Source organism: Geodermatophilus sp. SYSU D00703, from assembly GCF_054050155.1.
This window is the reverse complement of sequence record NZ_JBJGYU010000003.1, coordinates 263,101-276,882: the sequence shown is the minus strand read 5'-3', so window position 1 is coordinate 276,882 and position 13,782 is coordinate 263,101. Positions and strand designations below refer to the sequence as shown.

12 protein-coding genes are annotated in these 13,782 nt (G+C 68.5%); 4 read left to right on the top strand and 8 right to left on the bottom strand.

The window, feature by feature from the left end; all coding sequences use genetic code 11:
• Positions 1 to 338 precede the first annotated feature (338 nt).
• Both ACI782_RS06405 and ACI782_RS06400 read left to right on the top strand, forming a co-directional pair.
• Positions 339 to 1,256, top strand: coding sequence for a hypothetical protein (locus tag ACI782_RS06405; RefSeq protein WP_456907247.1), 918 nt, complete (start codon positions 339 to 341; stop codon positions 1,254 to 1,256).
• Positions 1,249 to 2,751, top strand: coding sequence for an N-6 DNA methylase (locus ACI782_RS06400; RefSeq protein ID WP_456907245.1), 1,503 nt, complete (start codon positions 1,249 to 1,251; stop codon positions 2,749 to 2,751). The genes ACI782_RS06405 and ACI782_RS06400 overlap by 8 nt, the downstream gene beginning before the upstream one ends.
• A 30-nt stretch (positions 2,752 to 2,781) precedes the next feature.
• On the opposite strand, the gene ACI782_RS06395 is transcribed toward ACI782_RS06400, so the two are convergent.
• From ACI782_RS06395 to ACI782_RS06365, 7 genes are all read right to left on the bottom strand, one after another.
• Positions 2,782 to 3,396, bottom strand: a complete 615-nt coding sequence (locus tag ACI782_RS06395) for a hypothetical protein (RefSeq protein WP_456907243.1) — start codon at positions 3,394 to 3,396, stop codon at positions 2,782 to 2,784.
• A 224-nt stretch (positions 3,397 to 3,620) separates the two neighbouring features.
• Positions 3,621 to 4,655, bottom strand: a complete 1,035-nt coding sequence (locus tag ACI782_RS06390; RefSeq protein ID WP_456907241.1) for a TniB family NTP-binding protein — start codon at positions 4,653 to 4,655, stop codon at positions 3,621 to 3,623.
• 4 nt (positions 4,656 to 4,659) lie between these two features.
• The gene (locus tag ACI782_RS06385; RefSeq protein WP_456907239.1) at positions 4,660 to 6,684 is read right to left on the bottom strand and encodes a Mu transposase C-terminal domain-containing protein; all 2,025 of its coding nucleotides are present in this window, start codon (positions 6,682 to 6,684) and stop codon (positions 4,660 to 4,662) included.
• Positions 6,681 to 7,433 (bottom strand): TnsA-like heteromeric transposase endonuclease subunit, encoded by a 753-nt coding sequence (locus ACI782_RS06380; RefSeq protein WP_456907237.1) that lies wholly within the window; start codon positions 7,431 to 7,433, stop codon positions 6,681 to 6,683. The genes ACI782_RS06385 and ACI782_RS06380 overlap by 4 nt, the downstream gene beginning before the upstream one ends.
• An 803-nt stretch (positions 7,434 to 8,236) precedes the next feature.
• Positions 8,237 to 10,627 (bottom strand): ATP-binding cassette domain-containing protein, encoded by a 2,391-nt coding sequence (locus tag ACI782_RS06375; protein ID WP_456907235.1) that lies wholly within the window; start codon positions 10,625 to 10,627, stop codon positions 8,237 to 8,239.
• A gap of 196 nt (positions 10,628 to 10,823) precedes the next feature.
• Entirely contained in the window at positions 10,824 to 11,234 is a 411-nt protein-coding gene (locus tag ACI782_RS06370; RefSeq protein WP_456907233.1) for a VOC family protein, read from the bottom strand.
• Positions 11,235 to 11,239: 5 nt separating this feature from the next.
• Positions 11,240 to 11,689: a helix-turn-helix transcriptional regulator gene (locus tag ACI782_RS06365; protein WP_456907231.1), complete on the bottom strand. Its 450-nt coding sequence runs from the start codon at positions 11,687 to 11,689 to the stop codon at positions 11,240 to 11,242.
• A 110-nt stretch (positions 11,690 to 11,799) separates the two neighbouring features.
• Between ACI782_RS06365 and ACI782_RS06360 the strand changes: the two genes are divergently transcribed.
• Positions 11,800 to 12,039: a hypothetical protein gene (locus ACI782_RS06360; protein ID WP_456907229.1), complete on the top strand. Its 240-nt coding sequence runs from the start codon at positions 11,800 to 11,802 to the stop codon at positions 12,037 to 12,039.
• A 16-nt stretch (positions 12,040 to 12,055) separates the two neighbouring features.
• On the opposite strand, the gene ACI782_RS06355 is transcribed toward ACI782_RS06360, so the two are convergent.
• The gene (locus tag ACI782_RS06355; RefSeq protein ID WP_456907227.1) at positions 12,056 to 12,478 is read right to left on the bottom strand and encodes a hypothetical protein; all 423 of its coding nucleotides are present in this window, start codon (positions 12,476 to 12,478) and stop codon (positions 12,056 to 12,058) included.
• 85 nt (positions 12,479 to 12,563) lie between these two features.
• On the opposite strand from ACI782_RS06355, the gene ACI782_RS06350 reads away from it, so the two are divergent.
• Positions 12,564 to 13,778, top strand: a complete 1,215-nt coding sequence (locus tag ACI782_RS06350; protein WP_456907225.1) for a MalY/PatB family protein — start codon at positions 12,564 to 12,566, stop codon at positions 13,776 to 13,778.
• Positions 13,779 to 13,782 lie beyond the last annotated feature (4 nt).

Below are 13,782 nucleotides of genomic sequence, written 5' to 3'. Positions count from 1 at the left end.
GGAAGCTAATCCAGCAAGGATGGAGCCCCCAGTGTGAAAAGGCTCCCGCAAGCGACGGACGCTGGGGCGTTTTAAAGACGACCTCGATTCAACCGGGCTCCTTCGATGGCCAACACAACAAGCAGTTGCCTGAAGGCATGACACCGAGGCCCGAGCTTGAGGTCCAAGTTGGGGACTTGCTCATGACCTGCGCTGGACCTCGAGCTCGATGCGCCGTCCCCACATTGGTGCGAGCAACCCAGTCGCGGTTGATGCTGTCTGGAAAGATGTATCGGTTCCGACCGGACGAGACTGTATGCGATCCCCGCTACTTAGAGCTGCTACTATTGAGTCCCGCGGTGCAAAAGTCGCTCGACTCACTGAAGACGGGTATCAGTGAGAGTGGCCTTAACCTTACTCACGGCCGATTTTCAAGTATGCTCGTACCGATTCCTTCGATCACTGAGCAATGGCGCATCGTCGACATTCTTGAGGATCATCTATCACGGCTTGACGCGGCAAAGCGGGAGTTGGATGCCGCAGGACGCCGACTCACGACGTGGGATAGGGCCGCCATTGATGCAGTTTTCATCGGTGAGGCGGAACGCCTGAGGTGGCCCGTGGTTCCCTTGGAGCGGCTTCGCAGCAACGAGCCTAGGGCACTGACGGACGGCCCTTTTGGTTCGTCTTTAACGAGTGCCCACTACGCGGCGGACGGTGCCAAGGTGGTCCGGCTGCAAAACATAGGCGACGGGCATTTCAAGCCGAGCGATGCCTACATCAGCCTTGAGCATTACGAGGCTCTGTCGAAGCACGACGTGCGCGAGGGGGACGTTGTGATCGCGTCCCTTGGAGACAACCTCCCTAGAGCGGCCGTCGTACCCGACCTCGGCGGTCCTGCCATAGTCAAGGCGGATTGTATTCGCTTGCGGACAGAAGTGAGAGCAGACGCAGCATGGGTTGCGTTGGCCTGTCGCTCTACGCGCGCGAAACACTGGGCCCAAGAGCGATTGCATGGAGTGGGGCGCCAGCGCTTGGGGCTTGGGGGCATTCGACAGATACCTGTGCCAATGCCGGAGTCGATCGCCGAGCGCGCACAAGCCTCTTCACGGATAAACCAAGCATTGGCGACGGCAGAGGCCCTGCGACGTTCGCTTGCTCAAGCCGAGGTGCGCGAGGAGGCACTGCGGCGTGCGCTGCTCGACTCCGCATTCTCCGGGCGACTGACCGGGCGGTACAGCGACATGGACATTATCGAGGAGAGTGCTGGTGTCTGAAGCGCGTCGCCTAGTCGACAAGCTGTGGTCGTACTGCAACGTCCTACGCGACGATGGCGTGGGGACGATTGAGTACACGGAGCAGTTGACCTACCTGCTGTTCCTCAAGATGGCCCATGAGCGGGAGACGCGTCCACTCAAGCCCGAGCGGATTGTCCCAGCGCACTGCTCCTGGCAGCGCCTGCTTGACGCCGATGGGGACGCCCTAGAGGTCACCTACCGCCACATCCTCGAAGAGCTCAGCCACCAGCCGGGCGTTCTTGGAACCATTTTCCGCAAGGCGCAGAACCGGATCCAGGACCCGGCCAAGCTGAAGCGCCTCGTCGTCGACCTGATCGACAAAGAGAACTGGTCGGCCACTGGCACCGACATCAAGGGCGACGCTTACGAGGCGTTGCTGAGCAAGGGCGCCGAAGACATCAAGTCGGGAGCCGGCCAGTACTTCACGCCGCGAGCAGTCATTTCTGCAATGGTGGACTGCATTCAGCCGACAGCTGCTGATACCGTCACGGACCCTGCCGCTGGCACGGGCGGCTTCCTCCTGGCGGCACACGGGTATGCAGCGCGCCACGCTCAATCTCTGACGCCAACTGAGCGCGAACACCTGCGTGACCGCTTCGTCCACGGCGTCGAACTGGTTGACGGCACCGCACGTCTCGCGGCTATGAACTTGATCCTGCACGGCATCGGAACCCCGAACGGAGAGAGTCTGCTCGAGGTTCGTGACTCTCTCGCTGGAGAGCCGCCGAGCGAGCGCTGGTCCGTCGTACTGTCCAACCCGCCCTTCGGACGGAAGTCCGCCCTGTCCATGGTCGGCGCTGACGGACGCGAGCTTCGCGAGGACCGCGAGATCGAGCGCAAGGACTTCATCGCGACGACCGCGAACAAGCAACTGAACTTTCTGCAGCACATCTTCTCGATCCTCGACATCAACGGCCGAGCGGCCGTGGTGCTCCCGGACAACGTCCTCTTCGAGGCTGGTGCGGGCGAGAAGCTGAGGCGCCGGCTGATGCACGACTTCGATTTCCACACGATGCTTCGGCTCCCGACGGGGATCTTCTACGCGCAGGGCGTCAAGGCGAACGTCCTGTTCTTCGATAAGAAGCCCGCATCGGAGCGTCCCTGGACGGAGCGCCTCTGGGTCTATGACTTGAGGACCAACGAGCACTTCACGCTCAAGAAGAACCAGCTTCGTCGCGAGCACCTCGACGAGTTCGTGAGCTGCTACCGGCCTGGAGAGCCACGTTCCGAGCGCGTTGAGGCCGAGCGGTTCAAGTCCTTTACGTACGAGGAGCTCGTCGCCCGGGACAAGGCCAACCTAGACATCACCTGGCTGCGCGACGAGTCGCTGGAGGACTTTGACAACCTCCCAGCGCCCGAGATCATCGCCCGCGAGATCGTAGAGGACCTCACCGCTGCCTTGGCGGAGTTTGAGGCGGTTGCGGCGGCCCTGGAGGTCGAGGCACTGGAAGCGGCGACCATGACCGAGGGCTGAAGGGAGGACCAGCCCCAGTGATTAGGTCGGTCAGCCGGAGTGGGTCCCTAAGCGGAACCGCAGCAACTCGTATTGCCCTTTAAGCCTTCGTGCTGGTCGCCCGACCAGTTGGGCGTCCCGGAGCTCCCACGTGAGGCGAGAGACGAGTGCCCACACGCGTGTCACGGCGCGCCACGGCTCGGCATCCTCGCTTGCCGGTATCACTGCCTTGACCTCGCGGGAGACTCGTTCGTAGCGGGTGGCACTGTCCACAGAAGGCTCGGTCATAGAGGTGATGAAGGAGGGTCGGACGAGGAGTTGCGCGAGCGTCACCTGTTCGGGATAGATCAGCACGGCCATTGAACCGATGCCGGTCGCACTCTGGCGCGTCTGGATTTCGGACAGGCCGATGCCTGCGCTGACCGCATCCCGGGCCGTCATCATGACGGGAGAGTCGAACAGGATGTCCTGCCTGGCCAGGTGGGTGCGGAACCGGCGCTCCGCGCTCAGGGCGGGGACGAAGGACCGAAGATCGACTTGGGGGGCGCCAAGCCAGCGGTGGTGGCGCAGGCACACCATGCCGACGCGGGGGGCCAGACCATATGCCGGGTCCCCTCGGGTGCACTTGAGGCAGAGTTGCCGGTCCGACACCGACTGGTCAGCCACGGCGCGAGGTGTGGTGAAGGCGGACTCGTGGAGGTCGCCGAGTTGCCTCCATACCTGCAGCCTCTCGGGTGCCTGGCTGGATCTTGTGTGGAGCACCCCGAGGTCCCGTAGCGATGTCTCGACGGTGCTGACGTCCGTGTGGTTACGTCTGCAAGCCCTGGAGGCGTAGCTGCGCACCCCTTCACCGCCGTAGATGCGGGTGGGGACGGGGAGAGGTGTCAGCTTCATTGGGCCCGCTTCAGGGCCGCGGGTCTTGGCGAACGGGAGGCCATGGCGCCGTGCTCCGTGGAGGCCCGGTCCGTCATGATCGTATCGAGGAGCTTTCGGTCTACACGCTCGGATCCCTCCAGGATCGCCGCGATGGCCGCATCGCTCAGCAACGCTCGCAACGCCCCGATGGACCCACCCGTGCGGTCGTAGAGGTAGGTCGCCTCGCCCTCGAGCGCACCTTCGGCATGTCGCACAAGCGGCAGCAACTCTTCGACGCCTAGTACCAGTTCCGTCCAGGCATCTCGCTGTGCCTGCGTACCGAAGCCGAAGGGTCGCATCTCCTTGACGATCATCCGCGCCTTGGTCTGTTTGCCCATGTCGCCGGTGAACAGCGGGCTGTGGACTAGGTCGATCCCTGCATACAGGAACGTGGCGTCGAGGCGCTCGGAGAAGGTCTTCAGTGCTGAGGCCGCTTCCGCTCCTGCCGAGCGGTTGGTCATGAGGTTGTGCACCTCGTCCACTATGACCAGCGAGGTCCTCAGGTCCCGCAGCACCGCCACGACCTGCTCGGCGAGCTCCTGCGCGGTCGCACGACGAAGCGTTCGGAGGCCGAGCCAGTTGCCGAAGGCCAACATCATCATCTTCGGCGTGGTGCCGGGCGGGACGACCGTGTAGACGACCGGGGCAAAGGCGGCGTCCCCGGTCCTGCCCGCCTGGAGGCGGGCCTTCCTCTCGTGACGTTTGCCGATGAGCAATACTGCCGTGCTCTTGCCCAGCCCGGCCGGCCCGGTGACGGCCAACCCGCGACGTGCGGTGGCGCTGCGGGCAACACTGCGAGCGAAGGCGATCTCCGTCTGCCGTTGCAGAGTAACTATGTCCTCGGTTTCCAGCACGAGGTCGGAGCCGAGCCACCGGAAGCGATCTTCGTCGTATCGGGCCTTCGCCTCGTCCGACAGACCGGTCAGCTCTCTCGGAGTCATCCGGTCCGGCGCGGTGGGGGAGTAGGCCACGAACCCGCGCCACGAGTTCAGCGAGTCGGGGACGGCCATCGGTCTACTCCTGGTCGATCCTGCGAGCCTTGCGGCGTGGCCTGCCGCGCGGGGTGTCCGATCCTTCCAGCGGACCGGCGCCTGGCGCGAGGGTCGTGCGGCCCGGTTCGTCCTCGGGGAGGTCGGCAGGAGGTACCACGGGGTCGGTAGTGGCGTTGCGTCGCGCGGCGACGTGCTCGCGGACCCTGTCCGACGTCAGTGAGGTCTGGATGCGGTTGATCTCGGCCAAGACGTCGACGGCTGGGACGGAGCCGCGATGAGCTAGGGCTTGTTTCGCTGCCCTGAGCACGTCGAACGAAAAGGGGGCGAGGGTCTGGCGAGCGAGGGTCCACTCCGCCTCGATCCAGCGTCCCCTGCGGTGGTCACGCACGTAGATGCTCTGCAGCCGGTAGGGGTCGAAGCGCACTTCCCACCGCCCTAACGCCGGGGCGGGTAGGCCACTCTTTACGCCGCGGTACTCGTGTAGGTCCGGGGAGTCATAGTGCAAGCCCTCGAAGTTGATGCCGTACGGCTGGATGCTGCGGTACTGGAGCGGCAGGAGTGCGATGTAGTCGTCTCTGGACAAGGTCACGTTGACCTGCGGAGCCACACCCGCCAGGGCGGCGAACATCTCATTCGGCGTGAGGTCCCTACGAGGCAGGGCCGGATGGCGTAGACCACTGTGTGCCCGGTTCTGCCACGTGGCGACGATCCACAGGTCGAGCAGGTTCTGGACCTCGTTCAAGGTGTAACGGGCCTCGCCGGCCGGGTCCCGGCCACGCCTGACCACGTTAGGGCCCGTGTAGCCGGCCAGGTACTGGGTGAAGCCCGAGTTGATGCTCGCGAAGACACGCTCGATGTGTGGCTTGTCCGTGGGGGTGCGGGGAGCGGCCTTGGTCACGCTGATCTGCAGCCGTTCGCAGGCGTTCAGGAACGTGCTGCCCACGAACACCTTGCTTCGGTCGATCGTTATGGTCTCCGGCACGATCACGGGCTTCGCCGAGATTCTTGCCCGGATCTCGTCCTCCGCTTGCACCATTCCTTGGGGGAGGACGGAGCGCGAGAAGGCGAGCGATGCGTCCCAGCCCGGCTGCATGGGCAAGGGAGTCATGGCGCGGGCCAGAAGAACCGCCGCGTCCACGCTCTTCGTCGCCACTGGTCGCAGGATCGCCGCGAGGATGGTGCGGGTCGCGACGTCAAGAGCGAGCGTCAGGTCGGCACGACCCGTGGCGCCATCTGGGTAGATGACCATGAGGTCCAGGGGGGAGGAGTCGATCTCCACCAGTTCGCCGGGCCGGGAGGGTGCCTGTCGTCCGTAGGTGCGGTCGGGACGATTGGCCTGGGTCCGCCGCGTAGTTGCGTTGCCGAAGGGATGGCGGGCGCCTTCGAGATTGGCCACGACCCTATAGAGGGTGGCCTGAGAGGGAACGGGCAGGTCACGCCGTCGGGCCTCGAGGGCCACTTGGCTGATCAGGCGGGACCGTGTGCCCGTGGACAAGCGCTGCTGTTTGGCCAACGCCTCCTCAAGCAGAGCAACCACCCGGGGGTCGACGCGACCGGTCGGACTCGCCTCCTTGATGCGCCGTCCATCGACTAGGCCGGCTACGCCGCCCCGCCGGTATGCCGCGATGTGCCGCTTGAGAGTGCGCTCACTGATCGGTGTTCCGGCGGCCCCCAACTCGGCCACCTTGGCCTGAACGCGGTCTCTCAGGAGGCGCACGGAGCTGTACTCGGGCTTCGGTTCGGTAACAGGCTCCCCATTGCCCGGGGGAGTGCCCGTCAGGACCTCTACTACATGACGATGCAGGAACTCGACCCGCGCACGGCTGTCACTGTCAAGCGTCTCCAGGACTGCGACGTCGTCGAGGTTCGGTAACCGGTCCGGCGGGTCGGGAAGGTAGGAGTCGTCGCTCAGGAGGTCGGCCACTGCGACCTTGCGGATTCTGTAAGTGGAGAGGTTCTTGAGGGCCAATACCGGACCGTCTTGAGCAACGACCTGCCAGCTGGCCCCGTCGAACTGGATGAGGTCGAACAGACGCACCGACTTCATGTCCACACCTCGGTCTGCATGGACAGGGGACTGTCGATGTCGACTCGGAGGGAACCGGTGAACAGCAGGTGCAGGGCATTGGCCTGGACGATGGAGAAGGGGGCCCGGCTCGTTCTTGCGGCCCGGAGTATCCCGGCTTGGAGGGACGTAGCGGGCGAGAAGGCATCCAGGATGTGCGCGCGGGCGTCCTCAGACGGAGCGAAGCGGTCCTGCCGGTACCCACTGAGCCAGCGCAGGTTCTGTAGACGCTGAGAGGGGAGCCCGGTGAAGACCTCATGCTTCCAACCCACCAGTTCGCACACCTGACGGATGGCCTGGGCCTGCCCGCCCCCGTCCATGCACTCCGGTCGGCGCACGTCTACTAAGCGACCGTCGCCGTTGCTGAGTCGGCAGAAGAAGTCCGGCACGTGCGACCTGGCCTTCCTGGTCTCGTAAGGCCACAGCAGGGCCAGCGGCTGTGATGCGATGGCCACGATCTCACCATCGAAGTCCGCCGCCATCAGGTACTCGCGCTCCAGCAGGCTGTTGAAGGCGATCAGAGTGCGGGTCGTACTCGACCACCAAGCGCCCTCGTAGTTCCGTTTGCCGCGCCAAGAGTAGAAGTCGCGGATGGGGAGGGCCCGCTCTACGGCAAGGGCGGCCAGGGAGTCAGCAGTCTCCAGATTCAGGAGGCCCTCGCTCAGTCGGACCAACGCACGAGTGTCCGCCGTGAGGTTTCTCGGCAGGGACCGTAGCGCCCGCTCAGTCATGGCAGCCTCCGCGGCTACGCCGCTCTAGGACGGGCCATCTCTGGTGCGACGGTCCGCTCTAACCGTAGGGAGCCAGGTTGGTTGAGGGAAGTGCCAACTTCACTGAGAACGGACACCCGAGGCGAGCCCGGGGAGCGGTTCTCGCGCGGACGAGTTGACATAATGTGCATTATCGGCGGTGCGGGTACGCGCCCGCGGAGGTGGGCGGATGACCGCTCGGCGGGCTCGAACCGAGTTCACGGCGTCCGACGTCGTCCGCACCGTTCCGACACGTCCGCGCACGCACCGACCCGCGGCCCCGGCGTGCGATCCGTCGCCGGTGTCGACCGGCGACGACGCGGACGGGACGACCGCTCGGGTCCCGGTCGCCGGCCGGTGCCGTCGAGATGACCTCCGCCCCGTGGCGTCCGAGATGATCTCCGCCCCCGTGTGGCCCGTGATGATCTCCGCCTCCGCGCTCGGCGCCCCTAGCGGACCCGCCGCCCACGCTCCCGCACGCCCCTCCCCAGACCCGCCAGCTCATACCTCAATACGTCACAGTGACGCAATGAGGGCCGGGCCGGCGGGTGCCCCTGGCGCCGACCGGTACCGAGACGACGAGCCTCGGACTGCTTCGCTCTGAACAGTGAGCAACCCGGACGGCGACGACCCCGAGGGCTGCGCCGGGCAGCACGCCGGAGGGCGACCGCCACGCGACTCCCCGGCCGGCGGCCGCTCGGCCGGTCCGCGGTTCGCTCCCCCGTGCACCCGCTGACCCGTCCCCGATTCCGTCACTGTGACGGATTCGGGGACGGGTCAGCGGGTCAGGCGCCGACGTAGGTCGCGAGGTGCTCGCCGGTCAGCGTCGAGCGGGCGGCGACGAGGTCGGCCGGCGTGCCCTCGAAGACGATCCGGCCGCCGTCGTGACCGGCACCCGGGCCGAGGTCGACGATCCAGTCGGCGTGCGCCATGACCGCCTGGTGGTGCTCGATGACGATGACCGACTTGCCGGAGTCGACCAGCCGGTCGAGCAGGCCGAGCAACTGCTCGACGTCGGCGAGGTGCAGGCCGGTGGTGGGCTCGTCGAGGACGTAGACGTCGCCCTTCTCGGCCATCTGGGCGGCCAGCTTGAGCCGCTGCCGCTCGCCGCCGGACAGCGTGGTCAGCGGCTGGCCGAGGGTGAGGTAGCCCAGGCCGACGTCGGCGAGCCGGTCGAGGACCCTGTGGGCTGCCGGCGTCTTCGCCTGGCCTGCGCCGAAGAACTCCTCGGCCTCCGTCACAGACATCGCGAGCACCTCGGCGATGTTGCGGCCGCCCAGCGTGTACTCCAGCACCGACGCCTGGAACCGCCTTCCCTCGCAGTCCTCGCAGGTGGTCTCGACGGTGGCCATGACGCCCAGGTCCGTGTAGATGACGCCGGCGCCGTTGCAGGTGGGGCAGGCGCCCTCGGAGTTGGCGCTGAACAGCGCGGGCTTGACCCCGTTGGCCTTCGCGAACGCCTTGCGGATCGGGTCGAGCAGCCCGGTGTAGGTCGCCGGGTTGCTCCGTCGCGACCCGCGGATCGCACCCTGGTCGACCACCACCACGCCGTCGCGGTCGGCGACCGAGCCGTGCACCAGCGAGCTCTTCCCCGAGCCGGCCACGCCGGTGAGCACCACGAGCACGCCGAGCGGGATGTCGACGTCGACGTCCTGCAGGTTGTGGGTGGTGGCGCCGCGGACCTCCAGCGCCCCCGCCGGCGTGCGCACCGACGGCTTGAGCGAGGCGCGGTCGTCGAGGTGGCGTCCGGTCAGCGTGCCGCTGCCCCGCAGGCCCTCGACGGTGCCCTCGAACACCACCTCGCCACCGGCGGTGCCGGCGCCGGGGCCCAGGTCGACGACGTGGTCGGCGATCGCGATCGCCTCCGGCTTGTGCTCGACGACCAGCACGGTGTTGCCCTTGTCCCGCAGCTGCAGCAGCAGGCGGTTCATCCGCTGGATGTCGTGGGGGTGCAGCCCGATCGTCGGCTCGTCGAAGACGTAGGTGACGTCGGTGAGCGACGACCCGAGGTGGCGGATCATCTTGGTCCGCTGCGCCTCTCCCCCGGACAGGGTGCCGGCCGGCCGGTCGAGCGAGAGGTAGCCCAGCCCGATGCCGGCGAACGAGTCGAGCAGGTGCTGCAGCCCGGTGAGCAGCGGGGCCACCGACGGCTCGTCGAGGTCCCGGACCCAGTCGGCGAGGTCGCTGATCTGCATCGCGCAGACGTCGGCGATGCTCTTCCCCCGGATCTTCGACGACCGGGCCTCCGGGCCCAGCCGGGTGCCGTCGCAGTCGGGGCAGGTCGTGAAGGTGACCGCCCGCTCCACGAACGCGCGGATGTGCGGCTGCATCGCGTCGACGTCCTTGGACAGGAACGACTTCTGGATCGACGGGATCAGCCCCGAGTAGGTCAGGTTGATCCCCTCGACCTTGATCTTGGTCGGCTCCCGGTACAGCAGGTCGTGCAGTTCCTTCTTGGTGTACCTGCTGATCGGCTTGTCCGGGTCGAAGTAGCCGGACTGGCGGAAGATGCGGCCGTACCAGCCCTCCATGCTGTAGCCGGGGATCGTGAGCGCGCCCTCGTTGAGCGACTTGCCGTCGTCGTAGAGCGCGGACAGGTCGACGTCGGTGACCGCCCCCATGCCCTCGCAGCGCGGGCACATGCCGCCGAGCCGGGTGAAGGTCGCCTTCTCCGCCTTGGTCTTGTCGCCGCGCTCGACGGTGATCGCGCCGCTGGCCCGCACCGTGGGGATGTTGAACGAGTACGCGGTGGGCGGGCCGATGTGCGGCTGCGCGAGCCGGCTGAACAGGATGCGCAGCATCGCGTTGGCGTCGGTGGCGGTGCCGACCGTGGAGCGGGGGTTGGCACCCATCCGCTCCTGGTCCACGATGATCGCCGTCGTCAGGCCCTCCAGCAGGTCGACCTCCGGCCGCGACAGGGTCGGCATGAAGCCCTGCACGAAGGCGCTGTAGGTCTCGTTGATCATCCGCTGCGACTCCGCGGCGATCGTGTCGAAGACCAGTGAGCTCTTGCCCGAGCCGGAGACGCCGGTGAACACGGTCAGCCGGCGCTTGGGGATCTCGACGCTGACGTCCTTGAGGTTGTTCTCGCGCGCGCCGACCACCCGGATCAGGTCGTGGCTGTCGGCGACGTGCGGCGCGGGCGTCTGCGTGTCGGGGTCCGTGGCCGTGCTCATCGCGTCTCCATCTGTCGGGCGGGGCCGGGTGCGGGGTCTCGTCGGCGTGGTGTGGCTCGAGCCGACCCGCGTCGAGCGGCACACCGTCGTCGGCGCGGTCGGGGCAACGGTCCGTTGTCTACCGGATCCGCGGGGTCGGCGGGGAGCGCGACGCCCGTCCGGCTGACACCGGCCGGGGTCGCCTCCACCGGACGGATCAGCGCAGTTCCTGGATGCGGACGGTGTTGCCCGCGGGGTCGCGGAAGGCGCAGTCGCGCACCCCGTAGGGCTGGTCGGTCGGCTCCTGCACGACCTCGGCGCCGCTGGCCTGCAGCCGGTCGAACGTGCCGTCGAGGTCCTTGGTGGCCAGGACGATGGAGGCGTAGGTGCCCTTGGCCATCATCTCGGCGATCACCCGCCGCTCGTCGTCGGTGATGCCGGGGTCGGCGGCCGGCGGGTGCAGGACGACGGAGGTGTCGGGCTGGTCGGCCGGCCCGATGGTGAGCCAGCGCATGCCGCCGTAGCCGACGTCGCTGCGGACCTCGAAGCCGAGGGTGTCGCGGTAGAAGGCCAGGGAGGCGTCCGGGTCGTCGTGCGGGAGGAAGGTGTGGTGGATGGTGACGTCCATGGCGCTCACGCTAGGGACGACTCGCCGACCGGGGCTTCTCGATTCCTGACCGGTCTGGTCACCCGCTTGGCCACGCACGACGGGATCCCCGCCGTCGCCTTCGCCGCCTCGCGCCGGTAGGCGCCCGGCGGCATGCCGACCAGCTCGGTGAAGCGGGTGCTGAACGTGCCCAGCGAGGAGCAGCCGACCGCGAAGCAGGCCTCGGTGACACTGACGTCGCCGCGGCGCAGCAGCGCCATGGCGCGCTCGATGCGCCGCGTCATCAGGTAGCTGTACGGCGACTCGCCATACGCGAGCCGGAACTCCCGGCTGAGGTGGCCGGCGGACATGTGCACGCCGCGGGCGAGCGCCTCGACGTCCAGCGGCTGCGCGTACTCCCGGTCGATCCGGTCGCGGACGCGGCGCAGCCGCCTGAGGTCCTCCAGGTGCCGCGCCTCGGCGGATCGACTGCCCACCCGGGGGATCGTGCCACGGCGCGCCGACGTCGCCGGTCCCCCGAACGGGGCTGCGGAGCCGGCCGGACGCTCGACGGGCGCACCACCCGCGGCGTGCCTAGGGTCGGAGCATGCAACTCCGACGTCCGATCGCCGCACTGATGACCGCCCTCGCGCTGTTCGGAGGCGGCGCGACGATGACCGCCTGCCAGGCCGCCGGGCAGGACCAGCGGGACGGCACCACCGACGAGGACAGCGTCAACACCGAGACCAACGAGGAGTCCGACCAGTCCCAGGACAACGTGCCGGACAACTCCGACCAGGACGACGGCGTGGAGCAGGGCGAGGGCCAGGAGGAGGAGGACGGCTGAGCCGTCCCGATCCCGGTCAGCCGGCGGCGCGCTCGGAGACCCAGAGCCTGTCGAGCCGGCCGGTGGAGCGGACCAGGTCGGCCAGCGAGCGTTCCAGCTCGGCCTTGGTGTGCCGCTCGCTCAGCAGGGTCTGCACGTCCTCGATCGCGCAGCGCAGCTGGTACAGCCGGTCCTGCAGGCCGTCGAGCTCGGCCCGGGTGACCAGGACGACGTCACCGGAGAGCCCGGCCTTCGCCGTCGCCGACCGCTGCTCGTAGGCGCGCTGCCGGCAGGCCTGCCCGCAGTACTGGCGGGGCCGGCCCACCGACCCCTGCTGCGGGAGCACCCGACGGCACCATCCGCACCGGCGCTCGGGACCGCTCGCCTGGCGGGGGCCGGGCAGCGCGGGGTGGGTCGATGCCTCCTCGTCGGTCACCTGCGTCCTGTCGTGCTTGGCCACGCAGGGCACGGTAGACGTGACCACTGACAGGACCGAGGGACACGCCCGACACGCGCGGAGCGGGCCGGGAGGTCGGAGGCGGGCGGTGCAGGAAGCGATGGCGGGGTTCGACGCGTACACGGTGGAGGCGCTGCGCGCCGGGGGCAGCCTCAAGTGGACGCGCTACGGGACGGCGATCGGCGCGTTCGTGGCCGAGATGGACTTCGGCACCGCCCCGGAGGTGCAGCGGGTGCTGCACGAGGCCGTCGACCGCGCCGCGGTCGGCTACCTGACCGAGGAGGCCGCCGCGGCGATGGCCCGCGCCTGCGCCGACTGGTACGCGTCGCGGTACGGCTGGGCGGTGCCGCCGGAGTGGGTCCGCCCGCTGGGGGACGTCGTCGCCGGGCTGCAGGCCGCCATCGAGCACTTCACCCCGCCGCGCAGCCCGGTCGTGCTGCCCACCCCGGCCTACATGCCGTTCCTGCGCATCCCGGAGTTCTTCGGCCGGGAGCTGATCGAGGTGCCGATGGTCGAGCGCGGCGGCCGGGCCGGCTACGACCTCGACGGCATCGCCCGCGCGCTGGACGCCGGCGCCCGGCTGGTCGTGCACTGCAACCCGCACAACCCGCTGGGCCGGGTGTTCGACGACGACGAGCAACTCGCCCTCGCCGACGTCGTCGACCGGGCCGGCGCGCGGGTGTTCGCCGACGAGATCCACGCCCCGCTGGTCTACCCCGGCCGCGTGCACCGGCCCTACGCCGCCCTGTCCCCCACCACCGCGCGGCACACCGTCACGGCGACGTCGGCGTCCAAGGCGTGGAACCTGGCCGGCCTCAAGACCGCCCAGCTCATCCTGTCCAACGAGGCCGACGCCGCGCACTGGGCCCGGGTCGGCCTGCTCCTCGAGCACGGCGCGTCCACGCCGGGCGTGCTGGCCAACACCACCGCCTACACCGAGGGCGGGCCGTGGCTGGCCCGGGTGCTGGACTACCTCGACGGCAACCGCCGCCGCCTGGGGGAACTGCTCGCCGAGCACCTGCCGGGCGTGCGCTGGACACCGCCCGAGGGCACCTACCTCGCCTGGCTGGACTGCCGCGCCCTGCACCTGCCCACCTCGGCCGGGGCGTTCTTCCTCGACCGCGCGGGGGTGGCGCTGGTCGACGGCCCGGAGTGCGGCACCCCCGGCGCCGGCCACGTCCGGCTCAACACGGCCACGCCCCGCCCGGTGCTGGAGACCATCGTCGCGCGCCTCGCCGACGCCGTCGCCGGCCGCCCGGACGGGGCCGCGGGGGCGGCTGGGGCGGGGCGGTCGAGGCCCTGACCGG

Excerpts from the sequence above, each read along its gene's own strand:
- ACI782_RS06380 (WP_456907237.1), bottom strand. The coding sequence starts at position 7,433 with ATGACTGAGCGGGCGCTACGGTCCCTGCCGAGAAACCTCACGGCGGAC.
- ACI782_RS06390 (WP_456907241.1), bottom strand. The coding sequence starts at position 4,655 with ATGGCCGTCCCCGACTCGCTGAACTCGTGGCGCGGGTTCGTGGCCTAC.
- ACI782_RS06385 (WP_456907239.1), bottom strand. The coding sequence starts at position 6,684 with ATGAAGTCGGTGCGTCTGTTCGACCTCATCCAGTTCGACGGGGCCAGC.
- ACI782_RS06375 (WP_456907235.1), bottom strand. The coding sequence starts at position 10,627 with ATGAGCACGGCCACGGACCCCGACACGCAGACGCCCGCGCCGCACGTC.
- ACI782_RS06370 (WP_456907233.1), bottom strand. The coding sequence starts at position 11,234 with ATGGACGTCACCATCCACCACACCTTCCTCCCGCACGACGACCCGGAC.
- ACI782_RS06360 (WP_456907229.1), top strand. The coding sequence starts at position 11,800 with ATGCAACTCCGACGTCCGATCGCCGCACTGATGACCGCCCTCGCGCTG.